27 protein-coding genes and 1 other RNA gene are annotated in these 21,425 nt (G+C 56.7%); 3 read left to right on the forward strand and 25 right to left on the reverse strand.

What is annotated here, in order from left to right; all coding sequences use genetic code 11:
* Window positions 1-295: 295 nt before the first annotated feature.
* The 23 genes from AN476_RS18605 to AN476_RS18715 all read right to left on the reverse strand — a co-directional run bounded on the left by AN476_RS18605 (window position 296) and on the right by AN476_RS18715 (window position 16,445).
* Window positions 296-1,426: a phage minor head protein gene (locus tag AN476_RS18605; protein WP_054463280.1), complete on the reverse strand. Its 1,131-nt coding sequence runs from the start codon at window positions 1,424-1,426 to the stop codon at window positions 296-298.
* Complete coding sequence (locus tag AN476_RS18610; protein WP_054463281.1) at window positions 1,419-3,062, reverse strand: DUF935 domain-containing protein; 1,644 nt, start codon at window positions 3,060-3,062, stop codon at window positions 1,419-1,421. The genes AN476_RS18605 and AN476_RS18610 overlap by 8 nt, the downstream gene beginning before the upstream one ends.
* On the reverse strand, window positions 3,062-4,738 hold the full coding sequence (locus AN476_RS18615) for a terminase large subunit domain-containing protein (protein WP_216598393.1): 1,677 nt from the start codon (window positions 4,736-4,738) through the stop codon (window positions 3,062-3,064). The genes AN476_RS18610 and AN476_RS18615 overlap by 1 nt, the downstream gene beginning before the upstream one ends.
* A gap of 3 nt (window positions 4,739-4,741) precedes the next feature.
* Window positions 4,742-5,056 carry a hypothetical protein gene (locus tag AN476_RS18620; protein WP_054463282.1) on the reverse strand — a complete coding sequence of 105 codons (315 nt, stop codon included), beginning with the start codon at window positions 5,054-5,056 and terminating at the stop codon, window positions 4,742-4,744.
* The gene (locus tag AN476_RS18625; RefSeq protein WP_054463283.1) at window positions 5,053-5,634 is read right to left on the reverse strand and encodes a phage protein Gp27 family protein; all 582 of its coding nucleotides are present in this window, start codon (window positions 5,632-5,634) and stop codon (window positions 5,053-5,055) included. The genes AN476_RS18620 and AN476_RS18625 overlap by 4 nt, the downstream gene beginning before the upstream one ends.
* 1 nt (window position 5,635) lies before the next feature.
* Window positions 5,636-5,935 (reverse strand): hypothetical protein, encoded by a 300-nt coding sequence (locus AN476_RS18630; RefSeq protein WP_054463284.1) that lies wholly within the window; start codon window positions 5,933-5,935, stop codon window positions 5,636-5,638.
* Window positions 5,932-6,282, reverse strand: coding sequence for a DUF2730 family protein (locus AN476_RS18635; RefSeq protein ID WP_054463285.1), 351 nt, complete (start codon window positions 6,280-6,282; stop codon window positions 5,932-5,934). Before AN476_RS18635 ends, AN476_RS18630 begins: the two co-directional genes overlap by 4 nt.
* A complete protein-coding gene (locus AN476_RS18640; RefSeq protein WP_054463286.1) occupies window positions 6,273-6,854 on the reverse strand; it encodes a holin family protein in 582 nt (193 codons plus the stop codon). The genes AN476_RS18635 and AN476_RS18640 overlap by 10 nt, the downstream gene beginning before the upstream one ends.
* Window positions 6,845-7,456 (reverse strand): holin-associated N-acetylmuramidase, encoded by a 612-nt coding sequence (locus tag AN476_RS18645; protein WP_054463287.1) that lies wholly within the window; start codon window positions 7,454-7,456, stop codon window positions 6,845-6,847. The genes AN476_RS18640 and AN476_RS18645 overlap by 10 nt, the downstream gene beginning before the upstream one ends.
* 102 nt (window positions 7,457-7,558) lie before the next feature.
* Window positions 7,559-7,948: a hypothetical protein gene (locus AN476_RS18650; RefSeq protein WP_054463288.1), complete on the reverse strand. Its 390-nt coding sequence runs from the start codon at window positions 7,946-7,948 to the stop codon at window positions 7,559-7,561.
* Window positions 7,935-8,189, reverse strand: a complete 255-nt coding sequence (locus tag AN476_RS18655; RefSeq protein ID WP_054463289.1) for a hypothetical protein — start codon at window positions 8,187-8,189, stop codon at window positions 7,935-7,937. Before AN476_RS18655 ends, AN476_RS18650 begins: the two co-directional genes overlap by 14 nt.
* Complete coding sequence (locus AN476_RS18660; protein ID WP_054463290.1) at window positions 8,186-8,638, reverse strand: gp16 family protein; 453 nt, start codon at window positions 8,636-8,638, stop codon at window positions 8,186-8,188. The genes AN476_RS18655 and AN476_RS18660 overlap by 4 nt, the downstream gene beginning before the upstream one ends.
* A complete protein-coding gene (locus AN476_RS18665; RefSeq protein ID WP_157063809.1) occupies window positions 8,638-8,892 on the reverse strand; it encodes a hypothetical protein in 255 nt (84 codons plus the stop codon). Before AN476_RS18665 ends, AN476_RS18660 begins: the two co-directional genes overlap by 1 nt.
* An 8-nt stretch (window positions 8,893-8,900) precedes the next feature.
* Window positions 8,901-9,578: a DUF3164 family protein gene (locus AN476_RS18670; RefSeq protein WP_054463292.1), complete on the reverse strand. Its 678-nt coding sequence runs from the start codon at window positions 9,576-9,578 to the stop codon at window positions 8,901-8,903.
* Window positions 9,579-9,866: 288 nt separating this feature from the next.
* Window positions 9,867-9,939, reverse strand: an RNA gene (locus tag AN476_RS22550) — hammerhead ribozyme type II.
* Between the two features lie 7 nt (window positions 9,940-9,946).
* A complete protein-coding gene (locus AN476_RS18675) occupies window positions 9,947-10,231 on the reverse strand; it encodes an HU family DNA-binding protein (RefSeq protein ID WP_216598394.1) in 285 nt (94 codons plus the stop codon).
* A gap of 120 nt (window positions 10,232-10,351) precedes the next feature.
* Window positions 10,352-10,726, reverse strand: a complete 375-nt coding sequence (locus AN476_RS18680) for a hypothetical protein (RefSeq protein WP_054463293.1) — start codon at window positions 10,724-10,726, stop codon at window positions 10,352-10,354.
* The gene (locus AN476_RS18685) at window positions 10,723-11,601 is read right to left on the reverse strand and encodes a hypothetical protein (RefSeq protein ID WP_157063810.1); all 879 of its coding nucleotides are present in this window, start codon (window positions 11,599-11,601) and stop codon (window positions 10,723-10,725) included. Before AN476_RS18685 ends, AN476_RS18680 begins: the two co-directional genes overlap by 4 nt.
* A complete protein-coding gene (locus tag AN476_RS18690) occupies window positions 11,598-12,344 on the reverse strand; it encodes an AAA family ATPase (RefSeq protein WP_054463295.1) in 747 nt (248 codons plus the stop codon). Before AN476_RS18690 ends, AN476_RS18685 begins: the two co-directional genes overlap by 4 nt.
* 65 nt (window positions 12,345-12,409) lie before the next feature.
* Window positions 12,410-14,542, reverse strand: coding sequence for a transposase domain-containing protein (locus AN476_RS18695; protein WP_054463296.1), 2,133 nt, complete (start codon window positions 14,540-14,542; stop codon window positions 12,410-12,412).
* Window positions 14,539-15,429, reverse strand: coding sequence for a ParB/RepB/Spo0J family partition protein (locus tag AN476_RS18700; protein ID WP_054463297.1), 891 nt, complete (start codon window positions 15,427-15,429; stop codon window positions 14,539-14,541). The genes AN476_RS18695 and AN476_RS18700 overlap by 4 nt, the downstream gene beginning before the upstream one ends.
* A gap of 122 nt (window positions 15,430-15,551) precedes the next feature.
* On the reverse strand, window positions 15,552-15,854 hold the full coding sequence (locus AN476_RS18705; protein WP_054463298.1) for a hypothetical protein: 303 nt from the start codon (window positions 15,852-15,854) through the stop codon (window positions 15,552-15,554).
* A gap of 285 nt (window positions 15,855-16,139) precedes the next feature.
* Window positions 16,140-16,445 carry a hypothetical protein gene (locus tag AN476_RS18715; RefSeq protein WP_054463300.1) on the reverse strand — a complete coding sequence of 102 codons (306 nt, stop codon included), beginning with the start codon at window positions 16,443-16,445 and terminating at the stop codon, window positions 16,140-16,142.
* 160 nt (window positions 16,446-16,605) lie between these two features.
* Here AN476_RS18715 and AN476_RS18720 point away from each other — a divergent pair, with 160 nt between their 5' ends.
* The 3 genes from AN476_RS18720 to AN476_RS18730 all read left to right on the forward strand — a co-directional run bounded on the left by AN476_RS18720 (window position 16,606) and on the right by AN476_RS18730 (window position 18,386).
* Window positions 16,606-16,941 (forward strand): hypothetical protein, encoded by a 336-nt coding sequence (locus AN476_RS18720; RefSeq protein ID WP_054463301.1) that lies wholly within the window; start codon window positions 16,606-16,608, stop codon window positions 16,939-16,941.
* A gap of 171 nt (window positions 16,942-17,112) precedes the next feature.
* Entirely contained in the window at window positions 17,113-17,715 is a 603-nt protein-coding gene (locus tag AN476_RS18725) for a LuxR C-terminal-related transcriptional regulator (protein WP_172684854.1), read from the forward strand.
* Between the two features lie 50 nt (window positions 17,716-17,765).
* Window positions 17,766-18,386 carry an acyl-homoserine-lactone synthase gene (locus tag AN476_RS18730; protein ID WP_054463303.1) on the forward strand — a complete coding sequence of 207 codons (621 nt, stop codon included), beginning with the start codon at window positions 17,766-17,768 and terminating at the stop codon, window positions 18,384-18,386.
* 311 nt (window positions 18,387-18,697) lie between these two features.
* Here the strand turns inward: AN476_RS18730 and AN476_RS18740 are convergent, their stop codons facing one another.
* Window positions 18,698-18,961 carry a hypothetical protein gene (locus tag AN476_RS18740; protein ID WP_054463305.1) on the reverse strand — a complete coding sequence of 88 codons (264 nt, stop codon included), beginning with the start codon at window positions 18,959-18,961 and terminating at the stop codon, window positions 18,698-18,700.
* Window positions 18,962-19,358: 397 nt separating this feature from the next.
* Window positions 19,359-20,141, reverse strand: coding sequence for a hypothetical protein (locus AN476_RS18745; protein WP_054463306.1), 783 nt, complete (start codon window positions 20,139-20,141; stop codon window positions 19,359-19,361).
* Window positions 20,142-21,425 lie beyond the last annotated feature (1,284 nt).

Below are 21,425 nucleotides of genomic sequence, written 5' to 3' on the forward strand. Positions count from 1 at the left end.
GCCAGCAGTTGCACACCTTCTAGCCGAGGTTTCACTGCACTGACTGCTTGCAACCGCTTCCGACGTGACAGTGGGCTGGGTGCTGAGATAACCCTTAGCAGACATCTCAGGCGGCACGTGCGGCGAAGGGCCGCTCCGTCCCGCACTGCTGCACTCCAACCCTCAAATTTCGCTGCAACTCTCATCAATGACCGCTTTCCACGCGGCATCGCAGCGGTCGTTGGCAGTATTCCAAGGCCGAAAGGCGGACTTTGCAAAGGTCGCTCTCTGCGCTTAGCTGCTCTTCGTTTCTAGCTCACAAAATTGGATCTGCTGCGGTGGCCTTGGCAGCAGCCTCCCTTCGAAACTCGGTAACCAACAAACCTTTTTCAGTCTGAGTCACTTTGAGGGTGAGCAAGTTTTTCCCGTCCTTAGTCACCTGTCGGAAAATCAGGCTGTGAGATCCATGTTGGATCCTATGTGCTGCATAGTTGATCGCCTCCTGAGCCACAGCAAAGTCGGTCGCGGTCAGCCCCGGCTGCTCACGTAAAAGCTTGGCGATGGTTTCAGAAGAAATATCAGCCACTAGGCGTTTCGATCCAATAGCCTGGGCATCTTCCGGACGCAGCCGAACCAGAGGAAAACTGCCTTTGGGATCCTTCAGCCAGGTTTCAAAGGGCCCTCCCGTGATCCAGCTTTGGATCAAGTCAGAGGACGGGCGTGCGTTTAGAGTTTCCAGCTTGTCGCGGAGCTGTAGGACCGTTTCGCTGACTGTATCGCCAGGGGCATAGGCCCAGCCGCGCCCGACGCCTGGTGGATTACCGGTCTTGGGGTCAGGCTTGTCCCAGTTGGGGGCAAGTTTCACATCTGCCTTGCCGCCACGGCGGAGCGCGGCATTTAGCGATCGCGCACCAAAGACCCTGCAGGAACAGCCCCACTCATTCGGGGGGTAGTGTGTTTCCCAGAAAGGGTGGTCGGCCTCAAGAATGAGGCCATCCCAAGCAAGATGCTGGGGGCGGGGATCTGCTGATCCGCCGTGACGGTAGACCCACAGAGGGAAGCCCCCATCGCGGAGCTGGGCGAGACGTCCGGCCATGTAACTGGTGCGCATGTTGGTGCGGTAGATCGTCCGCATTCGCCAGGCTTCGCCCTTTGGGGTGCCTTCGCCTGTCCAGCCATGCCAGCCGTGTTTTTCCACGATGGCACGAAAATCGCGTTTGAAGGCCTCAAGGCCAGTGCCCTCGGAGATCGCCTTGTCCACGGCGCTTGCCAGGTCCTGCAGGAGATCAGCCTTTGTGGCACCAGCGACCATGAATGCTCGATCATGGGCGCTGTGAAGCAAATCGTCCCAAGCGCTGGTCGGGACCAGGTCACCGAGGCGCAGGCGAAAGGCCGCAAGCTGTTCAGCAAAGGGCTTGCGAAAGATCGCGCCAAAGGCATCAGCCATCGGCTTCTTCCTCAACCATTGCCCGGCCGCCGGCGGATGCGGCCAGTATCGCCGCCGCCATTACACCGGGTAATTCTGCACCCGGCAAAGCCGGGAAGGCGGACAACAGGTTTTCCCGCAGCTCTTCCAGCGAACCGGAGCCCTCCACGATGGCTTCGACACCGGACAGGATCTTGTGCATTTCCGGCAAGGCCTCGGCCTCGAGCCGTTCGGTCAGGCTGCCAATTGGCGAGATCGCCACAGAGCCGCCCTGAGGGGCCTCAACAGCCTGCGCCGCGTCAACTCCCCCGGAATTCCCTTTGAGCCCCTTAAACCCCCCTTTAAATTCAGTCTCAGAGGGTTTCTTGTCCGACTTGTCGTCGACCTCCGCCAGTTTTTCGACCTGATCACCGGATTTCCGCAAGATTGCATCCCCTTTCTGTGGAGTGGAGAGGCTCAGCTTGTCCCGGATGTCTTTCTCGACAAATTCCAGACCGGCAGCGAACCAGGGCGACGTGGCCTGCGTCCAGGCCGCGAGGTCTTCGGGCTCGGGGCGGGTGATTTTGAGTTTGGGATAGAGCTTTTGCGGCCCGTAGTTCAGATCGATGTAGGGACGCACCAGAGTTCTGTTGAGAATTGCCGCAAGCATTTTGCCGTCAGCCCGTTCGATGTCTTCGCGCACATCGCCGTGTTCCTTTCCGGATCCCAAGCCGCCAGTTTCGGCATCTGTGGTGGCCGTCTGGCCAAGCACGATTTTAGAGATCTGCTTGTCGTACCAGTCGGCGCGCTTTTCATAGAGGTCAATGGATCCGCTGATGTTGTCGCTGGAGACAAATTCCATAGACATGCTTTGAGGAATGATCGCGGCGCAATCCCCGGCAATCCCTGCTACCGCACGAAACAGCTTGTTCTTCTCCTCGTCTGAAGCGCCGGGACCGTATTTGCCCAGGCGAATAGGCTGGCCATAAGTCTGGGTGAAAATTGCCCAGTCCCGTTGAGTGAAGGCGCTGAACATCCAGCACCAGGAGGCGACCCGCGCCAGGCCAGAACGGATCTCCAGACCGGATTTGGAAGGGAAGGGCGCATAGATGAACTTGTAGGGCGGCAATGGAACCTCTGCGCCGCTGTCTTCCAGCAAGAGCGGGGTCCGCAAATCTCTGCGGTCAAACCGGAACCAGCGCTGGTCCCGCCATTCCAGGCGGTTCGGCTCATACTGCCCTTCGGAAAAGTCCCAGATGATTTCGGTGAAACTGTATCCCTTGCTGATGGCGTCCAGGATATTGATGATCTCAAACGTCAGCTCGTCGCGCTGCAGCCAGTTCTCCAGCGCCGTAGATTGCAAGAGCGCCGCCTTGTCTTCTCCTGCTGGCTCCACAGTGATTTCAAGCTGGCTCACAGCACGTTTCCGGTTGCCCAGGACCGCCATGTATTGCGGGCTGCGCTCTTCCAGGGTTTCTGCCAGGCCCATATATCGGATTGGGTCTCCGTGATCGGCAGACCGCAAGATCGACCCAAGTAGAAGCGGGTCCAGACCATCTGCCGGATAGCCGAAGATGGGCGAACGAACAGTGCCAATAGAGGCTTCTGCAACCTCACGGGTCAGGGCAGAATGTTCCACGGGGCGGCCGCTGGGGTCCAGAACACGGGATTTTGCCATTAGAGGATCCCTCCTTTCAAATCTGCCCCAAGAGGCGTGTCCCACCAGTTGCGGCCGCTGCCTTCGGGCTGCCCAAGAGCGTGGTCTTCGGGGTTGTCGTATTCCTGCCCCCTGGGCAGACCGCGATAGTCGGTTTCAAAGTAATCCTGGCGGCTGGCAAAGAAGGCGAGGGCGCTGGCAACAGCGCTGTCGCCGTGACGGTCCAAGCCGTCGCTGCCCTTCATGCGGAAACCGTCAGGCACTTTGATGATGCCGTCGACGAACTGCAGGGACTGGTGATCCTGGACCACGTCGGCATGGGCGCACAGGACAATGGTCTTGTCACCGAATGCTTCGATGTAGGGGGGCATTTCGCGGGAGTACCATTCCCGGCTGAAGGCAACCTCCACAATCCGCTCGCCATAGCGTTGGGTGGCTTTCTCAGCGAGGTAGGCGCCGTTACCGGTTTTGTCCAAAGCACCTTTGATGAAATTGGGCACCCGGTCGCAGATGTAGAACAGGATATCGCGCTGCTGATCGAAAGGGATGTTGCGCAGTTCGACCAGGAGCTTGGTTTCCCGCACCAGGGTTTCTGTGACTTCCTGGATCACGATATCGGTGGCATCACCGGAGCGGGCAAAGTCTTCGCCCATGACGTGCTTGCCGTTCTGGTTCAGTTTCTCAAGCGCCGGCTTTAGATGTTTCTCGCACCAGGCCAGGGCTTCTGCCTTGCGGATCTCGTCGCTGGCGTTCTTGAACTCGTCCGGTTGGATCCAGCGGTGAAACGGGATCCCTTGCTTTGTACAGGCCTCAATCTGAACGCGGGTGAGGGCAGCGCCCTCGGCCTCTGCTGGGATCGCGTCGAGCTCCTGCTTCATCGCAGCGGTGCGTGAACCATAGGAACCCCGGATCTGTGCTTCCCAGGCGTCTTGGTCTTCTTGAGACCAGTCTTTGCCGCGCATCAGGCAAACGCGCCTGTAAAGCCCGTTTTTAACCGCGTCCCCAAATGGGATGTGGTGAACTTCGTATGGGGTCTTCTTGGCTCGCGCTTCGCGGATCAACTCATTGAAGGGGTTCAAGACCCCATTGTGGGTTGAAATAATCCGAACCTTGCCGCCCCAAATAAGCATGGCGTTGACGGCATCAATGACTTCGCGCACGTCTTTATGAAAGGCGGCTTCGTCAATAACCACGATGCCCTGCAGACCGCGAATGTTTGCCGGGTTCGACGACAGCGCCTCCACCCGAAACCCGCTGTTGAAGCGAGCGCGATAGGCGGTGATGTGTTTGGTGGTGCCGTCGGGCTGCTTGTCCTCAAAGAGGTACTCGTCAATCTCGATCAGCTCACCCGCTACGGCTTTGGCAAAGTGGGCCACGTAGCCGATGAACTCGCGGCCTTTTTCTTTGGTGTCGCCAACATAGAAAACGTTGTCGCCGCCTGCGGATTTCTTGCTCGCGGCCGTGATGGCGGAATCGAGAGCCTCGGCAAAGGTGATACCCGTCCGGCGGCCCTTCTCGGCGATCTTCAGATCGCTCTTGTCCTCCAGCCAGGTCTTCTGGTGTTCCATCAGAATGCCGTCTGCGAGCGGGTCCAGATCGTCGGGCAGGTCTGTCCCGAGGTTCAGCGTCTCGGGAAGCTCGGACGGATCACGCGAAAGGATTGGCTTTTTGGGGGCCAGGTTTGCGGCTGCGTCCATGGGCTATACTCCGGCCCAGGCGCGTTCGTAACGTGACTGTAGGGTGTCTTTCTTTGGCCGGTCACCGAGCAGATCGGGGAAGAACTCGCCTTCACCTAGCCGCCACAGGTGACGGGTGTTGCGGGAGTTCACGATCTGGCTTTTGGGGGGGTAGACCTCAACCGCCGCAGCGCCGTTGCCCCAAACGCTGCACTTGATCGCCTGTAGTTGGTCCCAGGTGATCGTGCCATCATGGTCGACCCAAAGGTGCCCAAGTTCGACGTCGAGGTGGGCGCGGAACCCATAAAAGGACATTTCCCGAATTTCGCGGCCGCTCATCGCTTTAGCCCCAAGACGCGATTACGCAGGGCTTCGGCGGCCTTTGCGGACAGTCCGGCTTCAGCCGAAGCGGTATCCAGATTGTCTGCCATCTCTGCCGCCGCAGCCTTGCGCGCGTCTTCTTCGATCCGCTTGCGCTCATCGTCTTTCAGTTTTTGACGGATGCCCGAGCTGTGCATGATGTCTTTGAGCATCTTGCCGATGAAGTGCAGGTCCTGCGGTTTGATCTCGTCGCCGGTCTTGGTCATCTGGCTTTGCATGACCTTGAAGGCCAGCGTGGTGACCATCTGGAACAGGACGTTGTGCCGCTGCGCCTCTTCTTCCAGGCCGTTGTCATTCATCCAGTCGGCGGCCCATTGGCTGGCCTGTTCCTGGTACTTGACGAATTCGCGGTATTCCTGGCCGTATTCATGGACAGCGGACTTGCCGATACTGACCTCGTAGCCCGCCGCCTGAAGCTTGGTGTTCAGGTCGTCAGCGATTTTCGTGTAGCCGCTCCAGCCGCCCTCTTTTAGCGCCTGGTGGAGCCAGTCGCGGAACTCTTCCGGCATAAGATCTATCTTGCGAGGTGGGGGCATGTCAGGCACCCGGCCGAGGGCGCTGGACGCCAGCGCTACGGGCCTTGCCTGTGGCAATGTCTACGCCCCGGCTTGTTACGGTCGCCACCCGGAACGAACCGTTGTCTTCAAATGTTGCAAAGCCTTGCTCCTGAAGCCAATCTAGCTCGCCCATCACCTGGTCACGGGAAGAGGAGATGCCGAAGTCGTTGCAAACGTGTTCCAAAATGGAGGCGTTTGACGTGTATCCGGGGCTATCCGCCAGGAACTTTAGGATGGTCAATCGCCGATGCTGCGAAAGGGTTTCTGCGTAGCTGGTCATTTCTTGGGACTTCCTGAAAGCAGGTGTTCTTCGTGGCGGGTTACGACATTTTCGATGCGCCGCATGACGTCGCGCTGACCGGCCATATGGGCACCAATGGCTTTCAACTCTCCCGAGACGTCGCTCATGGCGAGTTCCATGCGGTGCATGTCTTCCTTGGCGGGAAGGGCCGCAACGGTTTGTTGGAGAGCCTGGATTTCCAAATCGTGCTGATCCATGCGCTTTGAGCCAACATCGAACCGGAGGTCCACGTCTTTCCGGCGGGTTGCGAACCAGGTGAAAATTATCGCCCCAATGGACAATAGGAGACTTGCCAGCTTCAGCCCCGTTTCAAGATCTAGGGCCACTCTTTGCTCTCCTGCCACTCAGTCACAGCGGGGTTGTCGCTTTGCTCGGTGACGGACTGAGCCAATCCCGCATCCGTGCCGGTATCAGCAACGCCGGGGCTGTCATGACGCAGAGAGCGGAGCGTGTTGATATTCTCCACGACTTGGGGAACGCGGCTCATCGTTTCGGCCAGACTGCGTTGAAACTCCTGGGCCTTCACCTGATGCCGCGCACCGAAATAGAAGGATACAACGACCCCCAGGAGCCACCACAGAGGCTCTGGCACCAGGATCAGCCCCTGCATCCGTTCAGCAAACCAGACGGGGTTGAACATGGCCGAGGTAAACAGAGCCAGGATGCCGATCACCATGGCCGGGCGGGGCAGGCGGTTCAGGCCATCCATGAAGCGGTCGAACCAACCGCGCTGGCGATACCCGAATTCAGCCGAAAACTGGCCCATGGCCCCGGTTTGGATCTGGGCGCTTCGCGCGGCCCCAGCCTCGGCGTTCTCTCGGAAGACTTCCACGGTCTCAGTGACCATGTTGCGGCCCCCGCCAAAGAACATCCCAAACAGATCTTTGATCACGCCCATTTTGCGGTCCTTTCCTGAAACTCTTCATCGCTCATGTGAAAGCGCGGTGAGATGAACTCTTCGGCGCGCTTGATCCAGCCGCCTTTGCCACCAGCTCGGGTGCGGGCATATTTGCGCGAGGCGCGACGCCGATCTGCGAGCCGGAAATAGTAGTTGCGGCGGGCGATGCCGTAGGCGTCGACAAAGTGGCCGTCGGCCTTCTTGAAGGCCCTTTGAACGGCTTGAGCGGTCCTAGGGCCGAGTGCCCCGTCCACCGCTACTGGCTCCTGGAAATCCGCCAAAAGCTTCTGCAGTATCTTGACCGCGTTGCCACCGGCATTGACGTACATGTCAAAGACCGAAGGCTGCAGGGGCTCCGGCAGAAGATTGATCCGGGGCTTCTCAAAATAATGACGGATGAAGATCTCGACAGCCTGGGCGCGGGTCAGTTTGCGGACGTCCTGGGCGTCGACGTCGCCGTCACGGTCCAGGTCCAGCCCGAGGCGGCGCATGGTGTGGATGGTGACGCCGTAGTTGGTGGCCCCGCCCGGATCGTCTGGATCGTTCACATATCCGCCCTCGCGGGCGACGATTTCTTTCGCGATGTGCTGGACTGAGTGCATGGCCGACCCCAAAGAAAAACCCCGTTTAACGGGGTTCAAAATGGCAGCGGTGGGGGGATCGGAACCACCCGCACCTATGTGCGGGGTAGGCGGCTAGCGGCCTTAAAAGAGAGAGGGTTGATTGGGGTCTGCCTCAGGGCGGGCACCCGGCTTAGCGAGCCAGCGGCGGACACTGGCGTCAGCCACGCCAAGCTTGCGGGCAATCTCGACAGTTTTCAAGCCCTGAGAATAGTAGACCTTTGCGCGCCATTCTTTGACCAGGGGAACGCGGCTTTGCAACCGGGCCTCAACATCGGCCAGCATCTTGGCCTTGGGAAACCCGATAAGGTCCACGACTTGAGAGCGCGCTGTGGGGTGTGTGGCAATGTAGATCTCGGTGCCCCCGAAGGCCTCCAGGAGTTTCAAGGTGTCCTCTAGTCCAAGCGCCTCCATGTAGGGCTCTACTTGCGCCGGAGGCTTGGGAAAGGGTGGCTTCGGTTCAGGCTTTGCCATTGGACCGCCCCTTGCGACGTGCCTTGCGGCTTCGAGAAACCGGAATGACAGTGGTCACAACGCCGTTCTGGATCTTGTAAGAGCAGCCGCACGAGAAGACCCCGGTGGCTCCAGGGTGATCCGCTAGAAAATCTACTTTGCGGGCAATCTTGCGGCGCAGCGTTTCAACATCGAGGCCTTCAACATGTCTCAGGTGGCGGAGGACCGCCTTGTCGGAAACTGAAATACGGGGCTGTTTCATCGCTGGTGAGCCTCCCAGTCAAAGTCAATATCGACGCGCTGCCCCCAGCTTTTGAGCGCCTGAATGACCTGGTCGATTTCCTTGTGATCGCGCATCATGTCCACGTCTGCGGGCACGTTGCTCCAGGCTTTGCCAAAGCGTTCCCGAATGAACTTGTTGAGGCCCTTGCGGCTGGGGTCGCGAAGTTTATTGGCTTCGCCAAGTTTGCCCCACAGGACATGAACCAAGCGCAGATCCGGGCGGGAGGCTTTGGGGTGTTTTTTCTTATTAGAACTGGCCTGGAAACCGTCCTGTTTAAGGCGCTTTAAAACTGCGTTTAACTCGGCTTCATCCATGTCTTTCATGGAGGCCTTGCCGGTAACAACAAGTTGCAACTCCCGGCGGGCGTCGGCGTCCAAGCCGAGTTCCCGGCAGCCGACGTGGATCTTTTGTTGCAGAGCGCGGGTCATCAGGACACCTCCTGCAGGAAGGGCGTTACTGGGTGAAAGGTCCGGGCGTTGGCCTCCATCCGGCGGTCAGCGGCTTCCCCTTCCTCACGGGCAATCTGAGTAAACCGGCCTTCTGGAAGCTTGCTCATTTCCGCTTCCCGGCGCAGGACAGCGAGCCGGTTGCCCAGCACCAGATTGGCGCGGTGCAACTTGGTTGCGTAGAGGCTCATACCCTCTTTGAGGTTGGCGCGGATTTCGTCTTCGGACATAGACATGAGCGCCCCTATGCCTTGGCCAAGTCAATGGTGATAGCTTCCCAAGGGGCGTCTGTCGAAGCGCGGCGGTGACAATGAAAATAGGTAGCGCTGCCGACTTCCCGTTCCGCGTCTTTGATGGCCTGCAGGGCGCGGGTCCAGCGCTCGTCCTCGATGTCCCATTTTTTTAACCGCAGCAGGGCGGAGCGGCTCACCTTGCCTTCCTGATTTACGTTGAATGCTTCGGTCACAAAGACTTTCAGTTCATCGCGCGCGCCGTCACTCCAGTCGTTTACGCATTCGTCGACCAAGGCTTTTGCCGTCTGCAGCTCAGGGCCGAATTCGTATTTGTCTGCGGTGCGCACCGACACTTTGAAAAGGCCATCATAGGACAGGATGGTTTTGTTACCTTTGGGGCCGCCGATAGTAGCGCCGTAGTCCATCGCGAGGATCTCTTCGAAGAGGCTGATATCCTCTGCGACATGAGCTTTGAAACGTGACACCTGCTCGCTCAGGGCAATTGCATGACCGATGATCTTGCGGGCGGTTTCGTCCTGGAGCAAATCACGGGACTTGACCATGTTGGCAGGCACCAATGCGCCTCTGGTGTCAGTGTGGTGCTTTTTGCCATTCACCATAACAACCCCATCAGGGATCTTGGCCGGTTTGAATTCTGTTTCAGGAGTCGGATTCTGGGCGTCGGTCATGTGTGGTTTCTTTCAAAATTGGGTGGGGTTTGGGTTCTGGATTAGGGAACTGGAAACCTATGCCAGCTATATCGCTAGTTGAGCTCCTAGATCGTCCTCAATTTAAGGAGCTTCTAGCTTGTTGTCACAGGCAGTGAGATCGGGTGCATGGGGTGCACTCGATCTTTTGCGTTTTTCCCTTTCTAAATTTCTTACTATCTCCAATGGGTTCGGCTTCGGTGACCTTCGGGTTCCTAGAATAGGAACGCCTGCTCTAAGCATGGTTTCCATATCTTTTTCCTCTCCGGTAACTGGCTGCTCATCAGACCAGGGCCGCCACTCCCTGATGACCGCGCCCGGCTAGGCCGGGCGGGTTTCGCAAATTCCGGTCAGGCGTTCAGCTCGTCCTTGACCGCCTGTGCTTGTTTGAAGCTCAGCGAGGAAGAGGCCGCGATATCGATAGCTTCGCCGGTGGCTGGGTTGCGGCCCTTGCGCGCCGAATTCTCCTTGCGCTTGAACGTGCCGAAACCGGAAAGGGTGACGTCGTTGCCATTCTTAACGGTCTGGATGATCTTGTTGGTCAGAGCCGCAAGGGTCTTTTCAATGGCGTCCTGGCTTTGGCCGGTTTCCTCTGCAACGGCACGAATGAGTTCTGCTTTGGTCAGTTTAGGCATGGTTCAGCTCCTATGGCTGGTTGGTGCGCTCGGCGGCGCGGGTTGATCAGGCTCCGTTTGGATCCAGCCAGTCGGCTAGTCTGTGGAGCCAGATGGCGAATTTGGTTCTCGGCGGCAGTGTCATTCCTCGGCCTCCGGCTTGAATTTGGGGCAGCCCCGGCAGGCGTGAAACATCATCACCTTCATGGGGCTTGATGAGGTCAAGTCCTCAGCGCGTCGCCGCCAGGTCAGGCAGGTCGCGCTTTCAATCTCGCCGCCCAGAGCATCGCACTGCACCGGGGCGTTCATGAAGGTATCGCGGACAGTGGCCTCAACATTGGCCATGTTGCCCTTGTACTGGTTGCGAATGGTCTGGCTGACCAGCGCGGAGCTGACAGCCAGTTTTTTGGCGACGTCGGCCTGAGAAGACTGGTCACATTCGGTAACGAGAACGGTCACCCAATCGGGAACATTTCCGTTCCAGCCATCATCAGCAAGGATTGCTCGGTTGCTCATTGTACTTGCCCTAGTGGTGAGTAAGAAATTCTGTCTTCGTTGGGGTCCACAATCACGGTCACACGCTGGGATTGAGGGGGGAGCGGGCCGGTGTTGTTGACCAGATTGAATGGGGTTTCACGGGTGATCTTCTTGGTTGGTTTTGGGGGCTTGATGTAGCCCGCTTTGGTGAGGGTCCGGCAGTACCTAGTGACCTCGTTCAGCGAGAGGTCGGGTAGGGTCGGCAGAAGGGCTTGGTGCAATTCAAGGGGGCGAAAACGGCGCTTGATGCGGATCGCGGACCAGATTGCGCCCTCAGTGCTGGAGCGAAGGTCTTTTGCTGCCGCGCGCTGCTCTTTAGGGGAATGAACCGTATAGAAGGTTGAAGTCTTCTCGCGGCCCCAGAACTTGACCACTTTTGCGGCGCGCAGCGCGCGCAGAAAACCCATGGTTGCAAGCGGGTTCTCTGGAAAGGCGGCCATGACGTCACCGTTGGTGAAATGGCGGTGTGCAGAGATGAATTGCCATATCTTGCGCTCGTGGTCTGTGCGGGGCTTTGTGGTCGGCACATCCACCGCAACGCCCTCGGCTTCTGCCCCTTCGATCAGCTCAAGAAGATAGGCGCGGGCCTTTGCGTCAGAAAGTTCACCGGCCTTATCCATGGCGTCGATCTTGGTTGCTTCACGAGGCCCCCAAGCGGTGAGGTAGCGAAGACCGCCCGAGACACCACAAGGCACCACCGCGCCCATCTCCCGTAACTTTTCCAGAAAGCGGGACATGGCTTCTGGCTTGGCTGAACAATGTGCAGAAACATCTATTTCGACAAAGCGAAGCTGGGAGCGAATGAACTCCAGGATCTCCCGCTCGTGGCCTTTCTTTACAGGAACCTGCATCATTTCAGGCCACCCCGCGGTACAGGTGCGGTATCACGCAGGAACTCAAGACCGCCCCAGCTTTGCTTGGTGATTTCGCTGATGGCGTTGAGACGGGCCTGTTTGCAGATATGGGAGACTTCCTTGACGATCCAGCGGGCATTCCCGGTGTGACGGGTGCGCACTTCCTCTAGGATCTGGTCATCAAAGCTTATGCCCTGGGGGGACACCATGTCTGCCAGTTCCCGTGTATCTCTTAGGTCGGCGGGCAGGGCTTCGGCATAAGCGAAGATCCGGCTGTCAAACTGGGTGAACCGCCGGAGTTTCTGCGGGAGGTCCTCTTCACCAACCAACAGGATAGGTGTTTGAGACCCGTCATGCAGGTCACGGACAATGCCGGTCAGCCCTTTGGCGACGAGGTAGTCGGCCTCGTCAATGATTAGGGGGCGGCTCTCAATGGCAAGAGCTTGGGTTGCGGCTTGCACCAGTTCGGGAACCGTCCCTTGTGTAGACTGTCCCAATTCGCGCAGGAGCTGCTGGAGGAAGAATTTCTTACTCCACTCGCTTTGAACAAGCAGGTGAATTGCATCCAGCTCAACCGCGCAGAAGATCGCGCCAAAGGTTTTGCCGTAGCCCGGAGGGCCATGGAATACGCCAAAGCCGGGGGCACCAAAGACGCGGCCTTTCAACTCATTAAGCAGCCCGGCCATTCTGGCCACATTGGTCAGCGGCCTGACCGCATTGCCGATTTCAGAAAGATATGCCATGCTCGCTCCTATTCGCTTCTATGCCGTCGCCTTGGGGTCCAGCCAGGCGGCGGCGTTTCTTTTGTCTAACCGGCGTTATCGCCGCTAAAGCTTCGTTTGACGGCCAGGAGGCCGGTGTATTCGGGGTGATCGACAAAGCCTTCCATCCAGCTCCGTTCCCGCTCGCCCACTGGTTCGCCGGCGGTGAATTTCCGCTGGATCTCGGCGACCTGGTCAAAGCGTCCATCCGGTGTGCTAGCCACTTGAAACTCGGCGGGGGCGGCCTTGGTCTTTGGCTTGGATTTCATCTGCAGGACCAGCGCGTCCCGAGCTGCAGCCGCGTCGGGATTGGGCTGAGATGAGGCAATTCGGGGCTGTGGCTTTGGAAAGACCGGCGAAACTACCTTGGCTTCCACCAATGCCGGGGTTTCCCGTCGCCCTGCGTTCATATCCGCGCCCAGTTGATCGGGTGTGATCGGCGCATGAAGCTCGGCCAGTTTCTTCTGGGCTTTGGTGATTTGGCTTCGGCGGCGAGCCGTAGAACGCGCGCCTTCCAGGTCAAAGAAACCGACCTTCTGCTGGCATTCGGCAAAGCCCATGTATTCGCCGGTGGTGGCGTAGATATGCAACCCGCTGTGCAAGTCTTCTGGGTCAAACCGGGCGACAATCTTGGTGCCTGCCTCCTGGCTCATCCAATCGCAGTGATAGACGTTTTTGTGCAGCGTCAGGCTGCCGTTGGATTTGTGCAGCTTTGCTGGAGCCTGACCCATCAGCCAAAGGCGGCGCTGATCTTCGGTCGCTTTGCGGATCGGCGCGCTGGCATAGCTTTCCTCAAAGGTCTGATCGAAGGACCGTCCGTTGGTGGTTGCTGAGCGGCGACCGGGGCGGGCGTTGTGTTCAGCGATCCCTTCTTCCAGGACCTCCAGGAAGTCAGCGGCCCTGATAGCCCGGCTGGCGTAGTTTTCGGGTTTGGCGTCAGGCCGGTTGCCAACATAGGCCCCGGCAAAGCGCGGGTCTTTCGCCACGTCGCTTGCCAGGTCCCGAAAGGCCCGCTCGATGGGCTTGGCCTGACCATGGGCCGGGGTGGCCCAGTGCATTTGAATTCCCAGATGGGGAAGCACTCCGATTGGGTCGTCTTCGCGCACCTTGAACCTGAAACGGGTAGGGGCGCCGGCGGTCATCCACTTGTTGGCAAATTCCCGGCCATTGTCGAAGAGGCAGCGTTTGGGGATACCCCAGTTTTCGACCATCTCGCCAAAGGCGGCCATCACCATGACCTTGTTGGGGTCATGATCGACGCGCCAGGAAAGGATTTTGCCGGAGTAGAGGTCCTGAAAGGCGACGATCTGAGGGCGGTTTATGGTCCCATCAGGCCATTCCACAAAGACGTCGATCTTATGGCAGTCTGCGTTCACCGCTTCCAGAGCGGTCAGCGTGGACCGGTCGCGGATCTGGGCAGGAAAGCAGCGCATAAGGCCGTTGGCCCCTTCACGCTTGAAGACCTGGACTGTGCGCGGCACTTCTGCATCCACTTGGCGCTTGGCCGTCTTCTGGATCGGGTAAGGCCAGCCTTTGCGTTTCGCCTCTGCAACAGCGGCGCGATAGCTTTGGGCGAATGTCGGGCGCTCAAGGCGCAGGAATGCACTCTTGAGCCAATCCATAAAGGGGCGGTACTGGGCGCGGTCCTCGGGCTTGCTTCGCTTCTTTGGCGGGCGCGGGGCGAGATAGGCCAGGCGGTCTTCTGGGGCAATGCCCTCAACCAGGGCGATCCAGTTGTAGACCGTGCGGGGGCTGACGCCCTTCTCCTGGGCGATGGCCTCTACCGCCACCACATGGGTCGCGCCGCTGATGTGCAGGGCTTCGACCTTCTGCAGGGTGTCCAGACGATCAGCGGCAGTGTCTTTCGCCTTCTGGTTCAGCGCGTCGAACTCTGCCCAGGCCTGGCCCCGGTCGAGGTTTTCTTCGGGGTGATCTTTGGCGCGCTGCGCTTCCTGCTTAAGCAGGGTTAAACGGGCGTTCAAAGGCAGCACAGACCAATGGTAGAGCATACCACCGCCGCGGCCAGGCTTGCGCTTGATCGCGCCGGGGGTGGCGCGCCAGTTTTCACGCAAAGCATAGGCATTCACGCCGCGCTCGGAACCGGGCAGGCCAGGCAGGCAAGCCTCTGCAATCTGCTCAGCAGACCACCATTCACGGGAGGGCGAGATATCAGCACTCATCCGGTGGCCCCCCGCTTGCTCTCAAATGGAACCACCTCAGGGGCTTCTGCGTCTTCGACGGCAACATCGTTGATCAATTTGATCAACTCGTCGCAGTACAACCGTGTAAACTCACGGCGGGCGCTCTTAGGTGCCCGCGAAAAGGCGTCTTTCAGCTTTCCCACGTGCTGCTCATGCGGGGACTGCACCGCCGCTCCTGGGGCTTTCTTGCGGTTTAGCACTTCCTTGGCGGTCTTGGCTTCCCCAGATCCCAGGGAGGCGCAAATCGCGCTACGGTCGGCCTGTTCGCCACATTTGGCGATCTGTTCCAGGTCCTTGAACTGCACCCGATTGGGGGCCTGCCGCAAAAGGGCGATTTCGTGCTTGGAGAGCTTCTCCCCGACGCTGATCAGGCGGCGAATGTGCCGGTCTCCCTTGCCGAAGACCTCGGCGGCATTGGCGCTGAAAGATGCAACGGACATTATGTCCGTTGCATTCCACCGCCCATGAGCTCCGGCCTTTCCTCTGGCAGTCTCAGGGTTGTCTCGCTCATAGAGTTCTTTGTGAGCTGCCAGGAAAACCGCCATGTCCAACGGGGTCAGCGGCGCGCCGGCCACGTTGGCGTCCACCTCAATGCGCAACGCTTGGTCATTGGTGCATTCGCTTACCTTGACTGGCACGTCTTCCAGCCCGGCTTCCTTGGCGGCGGTCAGGCGATGCAGCCCGTCCATCAGGCGATAGCCGCCCTTGATCCGGCGCACCAGCAACGGCTGCAGGATGCTGCCGACCTCCTGAATAGAGGAAACGATACTGGCGACGGCAGTTTCGGATGCTGTGCGCAGCCGTTCTTCGACTTCGATATCTGCGACGGGCAGGGTTTGAACGTTCTGCCAATTTGGAGGGGTCATAGCGGATGCTCCAGTTGTCTTGGGTTCAGTTGACGAAGGCCTGCCGTTCTGTGTGGCATGACCGATGGGACCGGCGCGCTCCGGGGCCTGAAAACGGCCCTCTATGATCTGCGCGCCAGGCATTAGGTGGCGTCTCGATTGTGGGCCGAGACAAAGGCGTAGAAATCGGAGAGGCCGCCCATCGCCTGGAGGCCTGCCATCAGGTTGGCAACCCGCTCTTGAGAGACTTCCATAGCTTCAACGGCTGCATCTGATTGGTCCGCCAATTCAACGCGTTCGGGCGCTTGGCAAAGCCGAGCGGCCTGAAGTTCCTGGCTGACTTTTTCGAATGCCAGGCGGCTCTCTGCGTATTCGACAGTCGCAGCCTGCAAAGCAGCGGCAATTGGGACCAAAGAGGTCCGGCGGGATTGAAAGGTTGGGGTCATTTCAAGAACTCCAGAAACAAGAGGAGAAAGAGCAATAGGCAGACGCACAAGCCTCCGATCAGGTCGTCAAGAAACTCGCCAAGCGTTGCCCAGGGCAGCCGGATCTTGCGGCCCCGGCCTGCCCAAAATGGAACAGAGCCGGGACCCATCGGTGCCGTGAGCGGGCATGAGATATCAAAAGCCCCCAGCGACCCATCCGCTGTGTCGCTGGGGTAGTGGCCCAACCGCATACAAGCCTTCGGAGCGTCTCGGTTGAGCGTGGGGGAACCAGGGGAGCGCATTGTCTTAAACGCTCTCGGAAATTCGGAAGAAAGACTGGAGCGGTTTGATTTGGATCGGCTTCAAATGAACGCCTTTGCGAACCGCATCGGTTAGAATTTGCCGCTGCAGTTCACAGGCCAATGAAAGGCTCAAATGCTCCGGGTCAGCGAGGAAATTTGTGACACGGTTCTTTGAGCCGGGCTTCTTGGGGTCCAACAGGTAGTTGCTGGGGAAAGTTCCCAATTGGAGGGTCGACTCCTTGACCCAGACTGAAAACTGATCCGGGGAGGGGATGACTAAAACAATGTGCTGTTCTGGCGCGTTGATCATGGGTGCCTCGCGTTATGATTGCCCAATCTTAATCATAACGCTTTATGATTATCAACCATCAAATATGAAAAAATCCCGTGAAGATGTGAACCTGCAAATTTATGCAGGTTGCGAAAATCACATTGTGGTATGATAGAGTGCCCGAAACACGGGGGTGAACATGCCAAAGATCGATTGGGAGCGGCGTCGGAAAAATATCCGCATCCTTATGGCAGTGGCGGGTACTAATCCTACTAGCCTGGCCGAAAGCGTTGGGCTTTCGCCAAATACTCTGTCGAAATTCACCGGTGGAGCCACGCAAAGCCTGAGCCCGCGTTCGCTAGGTTTGATTGTGGACGGTTTGGGGCTTAGCTCGGCATCTGATCTTGATACTGACAACCCAATAAATGACCCAAAGGTAACTCTCAGAAGGCTTATTGATGATCTTCCTGAGGAAAAGCTTCCTGCGCTCCTAAAGGAGCTTGAAGTTCGGTTTTCCGAGTATCTTCAAGAGTAGACACTTCAAGGACAATTAGTATCGCTGCGCAGAGCGTTTCCTCCGGGAGGCGCTCTACAAGGCGTTGCAGGTCCAATCTTGCTGGGATCATTTGGACATTTTCATCAGTGTTGACATTTATGAAAATCACATTCTATTATGATAAAACATCTTTAAGGGGAATGTATGGTAATGACTACCTTTCTTCAAGAAAATTTTTCGGGGTTTGGCTACGTGGTCCTCGGGTTAGGGGAGATGCCGACTTCAGCAGTGACCAACTTTGAGGTCGACTGGCACCAAAAGTATTTTGCAGAGCAGTATCATCGAGTTGACCCGGTCTTTAAATTCTTTGCCGACTGCCGGGGCCGATCCGGGACCAGGTTAGTCTCTGAGGCAGAAATGGAAACGCCTCTGTATGAAGAGGCAAAACTCTACGGGGCCGACAGTAACTTCATTTCAGTTTCGGCCATAGGAGGGAGCCAGATGGTCCTTGGCGGCGTTAACCATGATCTGGATGTTACCAGGGCATCAATGATCCATAAGTCCTGCCGAGCAGCGCATAGATCGATCCTTTTAGAGAGGGTTGACCAACTGAGTGACCTGCAGATCGATTTTCTTGAAATGTGCGAGGAAGGACTGATCGACAAGCAAATCGCCTGTGAGCTTGGGGTGTCGATTTCGGCGGTTGCCCAGAGGAAAAAGGCGATTTGCAACAAGATCGGAGTTTCTAATTTCCGGGCGGCGCTTTCCCTATACTCGGTTCGAAAATGGAGCGGAATTGTTCCCCTTGTATAGAAGTGTAGCCGGTTGAAAAAAACATATCAAATTATGATAAGTAGCGTCATATGATGACTAACACCTTCCTGGTCGATCTGCGTGACCCTTCGTCTCGTGTGGATCTGTATGCTGATTGCCTCCGTTTGCGGAAAGAAGTGTTTATCTCTCAGATGGGTTGGAACCTCTACGAGGCCAGCGGTTGCGAGTATGACCAATATGATATCCCGGCTTCGATCCATCTGGCGGCAACGTTGAACGGGGTTTTGGTTGGGTGCATTCGGTTGCTCCGTACCGATAGCGTTCATAGCGGTGTCACATACATGATCTTGGATGCACATCGAGGGAAGATCCCAAACTTGCCCCAGGGGATAATGCATGAAGAGCTTGTGTCCGAGAGCGTTTGGGAAGCTTCAAGGCTTGCGATTTCCACGTTAGTGCCCGGCGAAATTCGAAACCAGCTCCTGATCGGTTTGGTAGATGCAGCGCGGCGGTACGTTCAAGAAGCAGGAGGGGTCTCAATGTTAGGAATGATGCATCCGGCTTTTTTGAGAACCTTTAGGAGAGCGGGTTTCAATGTGCGCCGGTTCGGCCCAACGGCGCCGCAAAGAGATGGCCCGATCTGTGTCTTACGCTGGGACTTTGTGGCAGAAACCTCCGAAAGAACGATAAGCGTGCTGTGCAGCGGTTGAGGCTGCACAGGAGGTATTGAATTCATGAAGAAAATCGTCCTCAGCTCTCCTGGTGTGCAGCAGCCAAAGGTGCACAAGGGGTGGCGGAGTTTTGCAAATTCCGTTGAAATGCAAAGGCTTAAAATTCTCGACGAGAGAATAGAACGTCAAAAAAAATTCTTAGCGATACTGTTAAGGATCGGAAGGCGATCCGTTCCAGGCTGATCCGCCGAATGCGTCGGGCAAACGGCGCAGAATAGAAGCGAACTTTGAATTGAGGGATATCAGACACCTAGCTAGGCTTTGCACGTTTAGGCGTCTGATAAGCGTTTCTAGTTAAGGCACAGGAACAGATCTGCGTTTTCGTATGTATTGGAGTTGGCGCGCGTTGAAACATATTCAGCACGCTTTTTGTGGCCCTTCTCGCAGATCCGTTGGGCCTCGGCTGTTGAAGCTGCAAGCGCCTCTTCGCGGTTCGTGAGTTGAGAGGTGATAATCGTTACGCTGTCGCCGTTGAAGTCGGAGACAATTGGATTTGCTGCGATGTCGCAGGCGGCCAGGGCTGCCAGTGCGAATAAAGGTATGGCTTTTCTCATAGGTCTTCCACTTTTTGAATGTGAGCCAGTTTGAACACGGTGCACCGCACAACTCAAGAGTTTATTTTGTCGGCAAGAAAACCTTTTGGGTGAATTTCGGTCGGGGCGTATCCCTGAAAGCCTCTGAAAATCCGTTCCGAGTTCGAAAGCGATGTTCCGGTTGCTCATTCTCACTAACCGTATGCAATTTATGCCAATATTTCGTTCTCGGAACTGGAAAGCACCGACGCGCTCTAATTCCGAGTTCGGGACTCAACATAATGACGCTTATCGGCTCGGCAGGGCGTGGTTACCGCTTCAGCCTGGCAGGGAGCGTTGAAGGTCTGGTGTGCGGACGGAGCCGACATTAGCCGCAGTTCCACGGATGGCCGCTTTGAGGCAGGCGACCTCAAGCCACCTATCGAGAACTAAGCCATCTAGCGAGCAATTCGGTTAGCTCTGGCGAATATTTATCCTCGCTATGGCTGAGCAAAATTGCGTCCTTGAATGCGCTCGCGAGAGATGTGTTTTCTGGATTGTCTTTCTCGTCTCGGCAGGATGCGTACCCATTGAGTAAACGTACTGAGTAGCTACCGGGCGAAGGAACAGCCTCGTGGTTTGCTTCGATCAGGAAACAACGGAGGGGAAAGTCAAAGCCATTGGCCATGCCCAAGAACAGCCTGAGAATAACAATCAACGGCAAAGCAAAAAGGATCAGTCCTGCGACCACCCAAAGAGGCAGCAACCCGCTAGAATGTAAGAGAAATGACAGTAGAGCAACGAGTATTATTGCTAGAAATCCACCGCCAGCCCCACCAAAAACGGCGCCAAGAACCAATCCGATTTTCATGATAACCTGGAGAATCCAGCTAGAGAAGTTTGCTAATGCAATCAGTCCGCCTGCTTCGTCTCCAACCGTCTTCAGAATTAGCAATTTCTCTGGGGGAATTGCGGGCAGGTTCAGTCGATCAACTCTGCGCTTTTGGCGAGCCAGAACTGAGGGCGTCAGCTTATCAACTGCCAACAATGAAAGCGGCACGATGAACAATGACAACAAGGCTGCAGGCCCTATGTCTCGCCCAAAATAGTCGTTTACTAAGAGATAGAACCATGCTGCCATGATCGCCGGTAATAGCAACCCGATGATGGTGAGTTGGATAAGCGTATTACTGGTTCGAAAGTGGATAAATGGTGTAAACATACATGCCACACCAGCTACGCTATTGGAAAAATCACTATCCTTGCATGCGTATAATGCGGCTGACCCCCCGTGACTGTGGCAAATTAGAAAATGCCTATGTTTGATGCCTCGGCTTTCATATTCACTACGAACTCTTGAGACGTGTTTTTTCAGGGCTTCGGCTGCACGAAGTCTCGCCGAAATGGTGTTCGCACCCGACCAAGAAAAACGCTCGAAGTTCACTTCACCGGTGCATTGCCTACGGATCGCATTTGCAAATCGTGAATGCGAAAACGCCCATTCTGCGTTCGGGGAGAACGTTCCGTTTACTAGCGTAACTACTAGCTCTTCAGTCGTTGGTTGCTCTGAACAGTCCATATTTCCCTTTCATCAAAAAGCCTTTCAGAACCAGCGGATTAAAAGCCGACGATCGTGCAATATGCAGCATTTGTCAAAGTGGGCTCATAGCTGCCATTCTCCGCGCCGCAGCAAGCGAAGGCAAGTCTGAGATGGGTTCCAAAATCAGTTCCGAGTTCGAAACGCGGCTGAGGCATGTCGATTTTGTTCAAATTGTTGTCATGAAACACATAATCCCGTTCTAGGAACTGAGCCGCTTCAGTCCGCGCTAGTTCTGAGTTCGGGACTTAACATAAGTGCCATTATTGGACTCTGCTGCGTCGCAAAAGCCTTATTTGTAAGGGGCAGAACGGGGTAGGGGAGTTTGATAAGCGAAGTGTCCGCAAATCGCCTTGGTGCCCTGTTTGGGCCTTTTGAGCCGGGTTTGAAAGACAAAACGTCCGGGGGTGTAAATCCCCTTTGAACCCTATTGAAAGCCCTTTTTTACATAGTTCTATCCGGCTTCTTCCGGGATCATCCGGCCTCTTCCGGTTACTGCAATATCAAGTGTCTCCTAACACTGTTGTAGCGGGACACTTCGCGTTGCAGTAAGGGACACTTCCCGTTGCAGCAAATTATTTCTCTGATTTATCGGGCGAGGGCTGTTCCGGCGTCAAGAGGATTTGAGCCCCATTAGCCGTTGGGTTTACTGAGGCGTCCCACCCGAGGAGGGGCTGGAATTGGTTCAACCTACCGCAAACCGTACAGCGCCCGTTGAAGCCCTTTAGCGCCTTCCTGGCCTCTACCGCGTTTTTGTCCCTTATTGTTCCGGTATGACCGCATACGCAGACGGCATGAATAACGTGCATGGTTCTCCTAAGTCTTTGTGGCGGTCGCTGTGACGACCAGTGTAGGCGGCGAAAGTGGTTTGCATTGTCTACAGCGCCCTTTGGAACTGTGGCTCGCCAT

Origin of the sequence: Phaeobacter sp. 11ANDIMAR09, from assembly GCF_001294455.1 — a bacterium.
In the GTDB taxonomy this organism is placed as follows: Bacteria; Pseudomonadota; Alphaproteobacteria; order Rhodobacterales; family Rhodobacteraceae; genus Pseudophaeobacter.

What these genes read in the sequence shown, in the direction of transcription:
- AN476_RS18650 (WP_054463288.1), bottom strand. Translation starts at nt 7,948, where the DNA reads ATGGCAAAGCCTGAACCGAAGCCACCCTTTCCCAAGCCTCCGGCGCAA.
- AN476_RS18695 (WP_054463296.1), bottom strand. Translation starts at nt 14,542, where the DNA reads ATGAGTGCTGATATCTCGCCCTCCCGTGAATGGTGGTCTGCTGAGCAG.
- AN476_RS18675 (WP_216598394.1), bottom strand. Translation starts at nt 10,231, where the DNA reads ATGCCTAAACTGACCAAAGCAGAACTCATTCGTGCCGTTGCAGAGGAA.
- AN476_RS18715 (WP_054463300.1), bottom strand. Translation starts at nt 16,445, where the DNA reads ATGATCAACGCGCCAGAACAGCACATTGTTTTAGTCATCCCCTCCCCG.
- AN476_RS18640 (WP_054463286.1), bottom strand. Translation starts at nt 6,854, where the DNA reads ATGGGCGTGATCAAAGATCTGTTTGGGATGTTCTTTGGCGGGGGCCGC.
- AN476_RS18620 (WP_054463282.1), bottom strand. Translation starts at nt 5,056, where the DNA reads ATGAGCGGCCGCGAAATTCGGGAAATGTCCTTTTATGGGTTCCGCGCC.
- AN476_RS18660 (WP_054463290.1), bottom strand. Translation starts at nt 8,638, where the DNA reads ATGACCCGCGCTCTGCAACAAAAGATCCACGTCGGCTGCCGGGAACTC.
- AN476_RS18625 (WP_054463283.1), bottom strand. Translation starts at nt 5,634, where the DNA reads ATGCCCCCACCTCGCAAGATAGATCTTATGCCGGAAGAGTTCCGCGAC.
- AN476_RS18705 (WP_054463298.1), bottom strand. Translation starts at nt 15,854, where the DNA reads ATGACCCCAACCTTTCAATCCCGCCGGACCTCTTTGGTCCCAATTGCC.
- AN476_RS18700 (WP_054463297.1), bottom strand. Translation starts at nt 15,429, where the DNA reads ATGACCCCTCCAAATTGGCAGAACGTTCAAACCCTGCCCGTCGCAGAT.
- AN476_RS18745 (WP_054463306.1), bottom strand. Translation starts at nt 20,141, where the DNA reads ATGTTTACACCATTTATCCACTTTCGAACCAGTAATACGCTTATCCAA.
- AN476_RS18645 (WP_054463287.1), bottom strand. Translation starts at nt 7,456, where the DNA reads ATGCACTCAGTCCAGCACATCGCGAAAGAAATCGTCGCCCGCGAGGGC.
- AN476_RS18665 (WP_157063809.1), bottom strand. Translation starts at nt 8,892, where the DNA reads ATGTCTATGTCCGAAGACGAAATCCGCGCCAACCTCAAAGAGGGTATG.
- AN476_RS18630 (WP_054463284.1), bottom strand. Translation starts at nt 5,935, where the DNA reads ATGACCAGCTACGCAGAAACCCTTTCGCAGCATCGGCGATTGACCATC.
- AN476_RS18685 (WP_157063810.1), bottom strand. Translation starts at nt 11,601, where the DNA reads ATGATGCAGGTTCCTGTAAAGAAAGGCCACGAGCGGGAGATCCTGGAG.
- AN476_RS18725 (WP_172684854.1), top strand. Translation starts at nt 17,113, where the DNA reads ATGACTACCTTTCTTCAAGAAAATTTTTCGGGGTTTGGCTACGTGGTC.
- AN476_RS18730 (WP_054463303.1), top strand. Translation starts at nt 17,766, where the DNA reads ATGATGACTAACACCTTCCTGGTCGATCTGCGTGACCCTTCGTCTCGT.
- AN476_RS18605 (WP_054463280.1), bottom strand. Translation starts at nt 1,426, where the DNA reads ATGGCTGATGCCTTTGGCGCGATCTTTCGCAAGCCCTTTGCTGAACAG.
- AN476_RS18615 (WP_216598393.1), bottom strand. Translation starts at nt 4,738, where the DNA reads ATGGACGCAGCCGCAAACCTGGCCCCCAAAAAGCCAATCCTTTCGCGT.
- AN476_RS18740 (WP_054463305.1), bottom strand. Translation starts at nt 18,961, where the DNA reads ATGAGAAAAGCCATACCTTTATTCGCACTGGCAGCCCTGGCCGCCTGC.
- AN476_RS18690 (WP_054463295.1), bottom strand. Translation starts at nt 12,344, where the DNA reads ATGGCATATCTTTCTGAAATCGGCAATGCGGTCAGGCCGCTGACCAAT.
- AN476_RS18610 (WP_054463281.1), bottom strand. Translation starts at nt 3,062, where the DNA reads ATGGCAAAATCCCGTGTTCTGGACCCCAGCGGCCGCCCCGTGGAACAT.
- AN476_RS18720 (WP_054463301.1), top strand. Translation starts at nt 16,606, where the DNA reads ATGCCAAAGATCGATTGGGAGCGGCGTCGGAAAAATATCCGCATCCTT.
- AN476_RS18680 (WP_054463293.1), bottom strand. Translation starts at nt 10,726, where the DNA reads ATGAGCAACCGAGCAATCCTTGCTGATGATGGCTGGAACGGAAATGTT.
- AN476_RS18655 (WP_054463289.1), bottom strand. Translation starts at nt 8,189, where the DNA reads ATGAAACAGCCCCGTATTTCAGTTTCCGACAAGGCGGTCCTCCGCCAC.
- AN476_RS18670 (WP_054463292.1), bottom strand. Translation starts at nt 9,578, where the DNA reads ATGACCGACGCCCAGAATCCGACTCCTGAAACAGAATTCAAACCGGCC.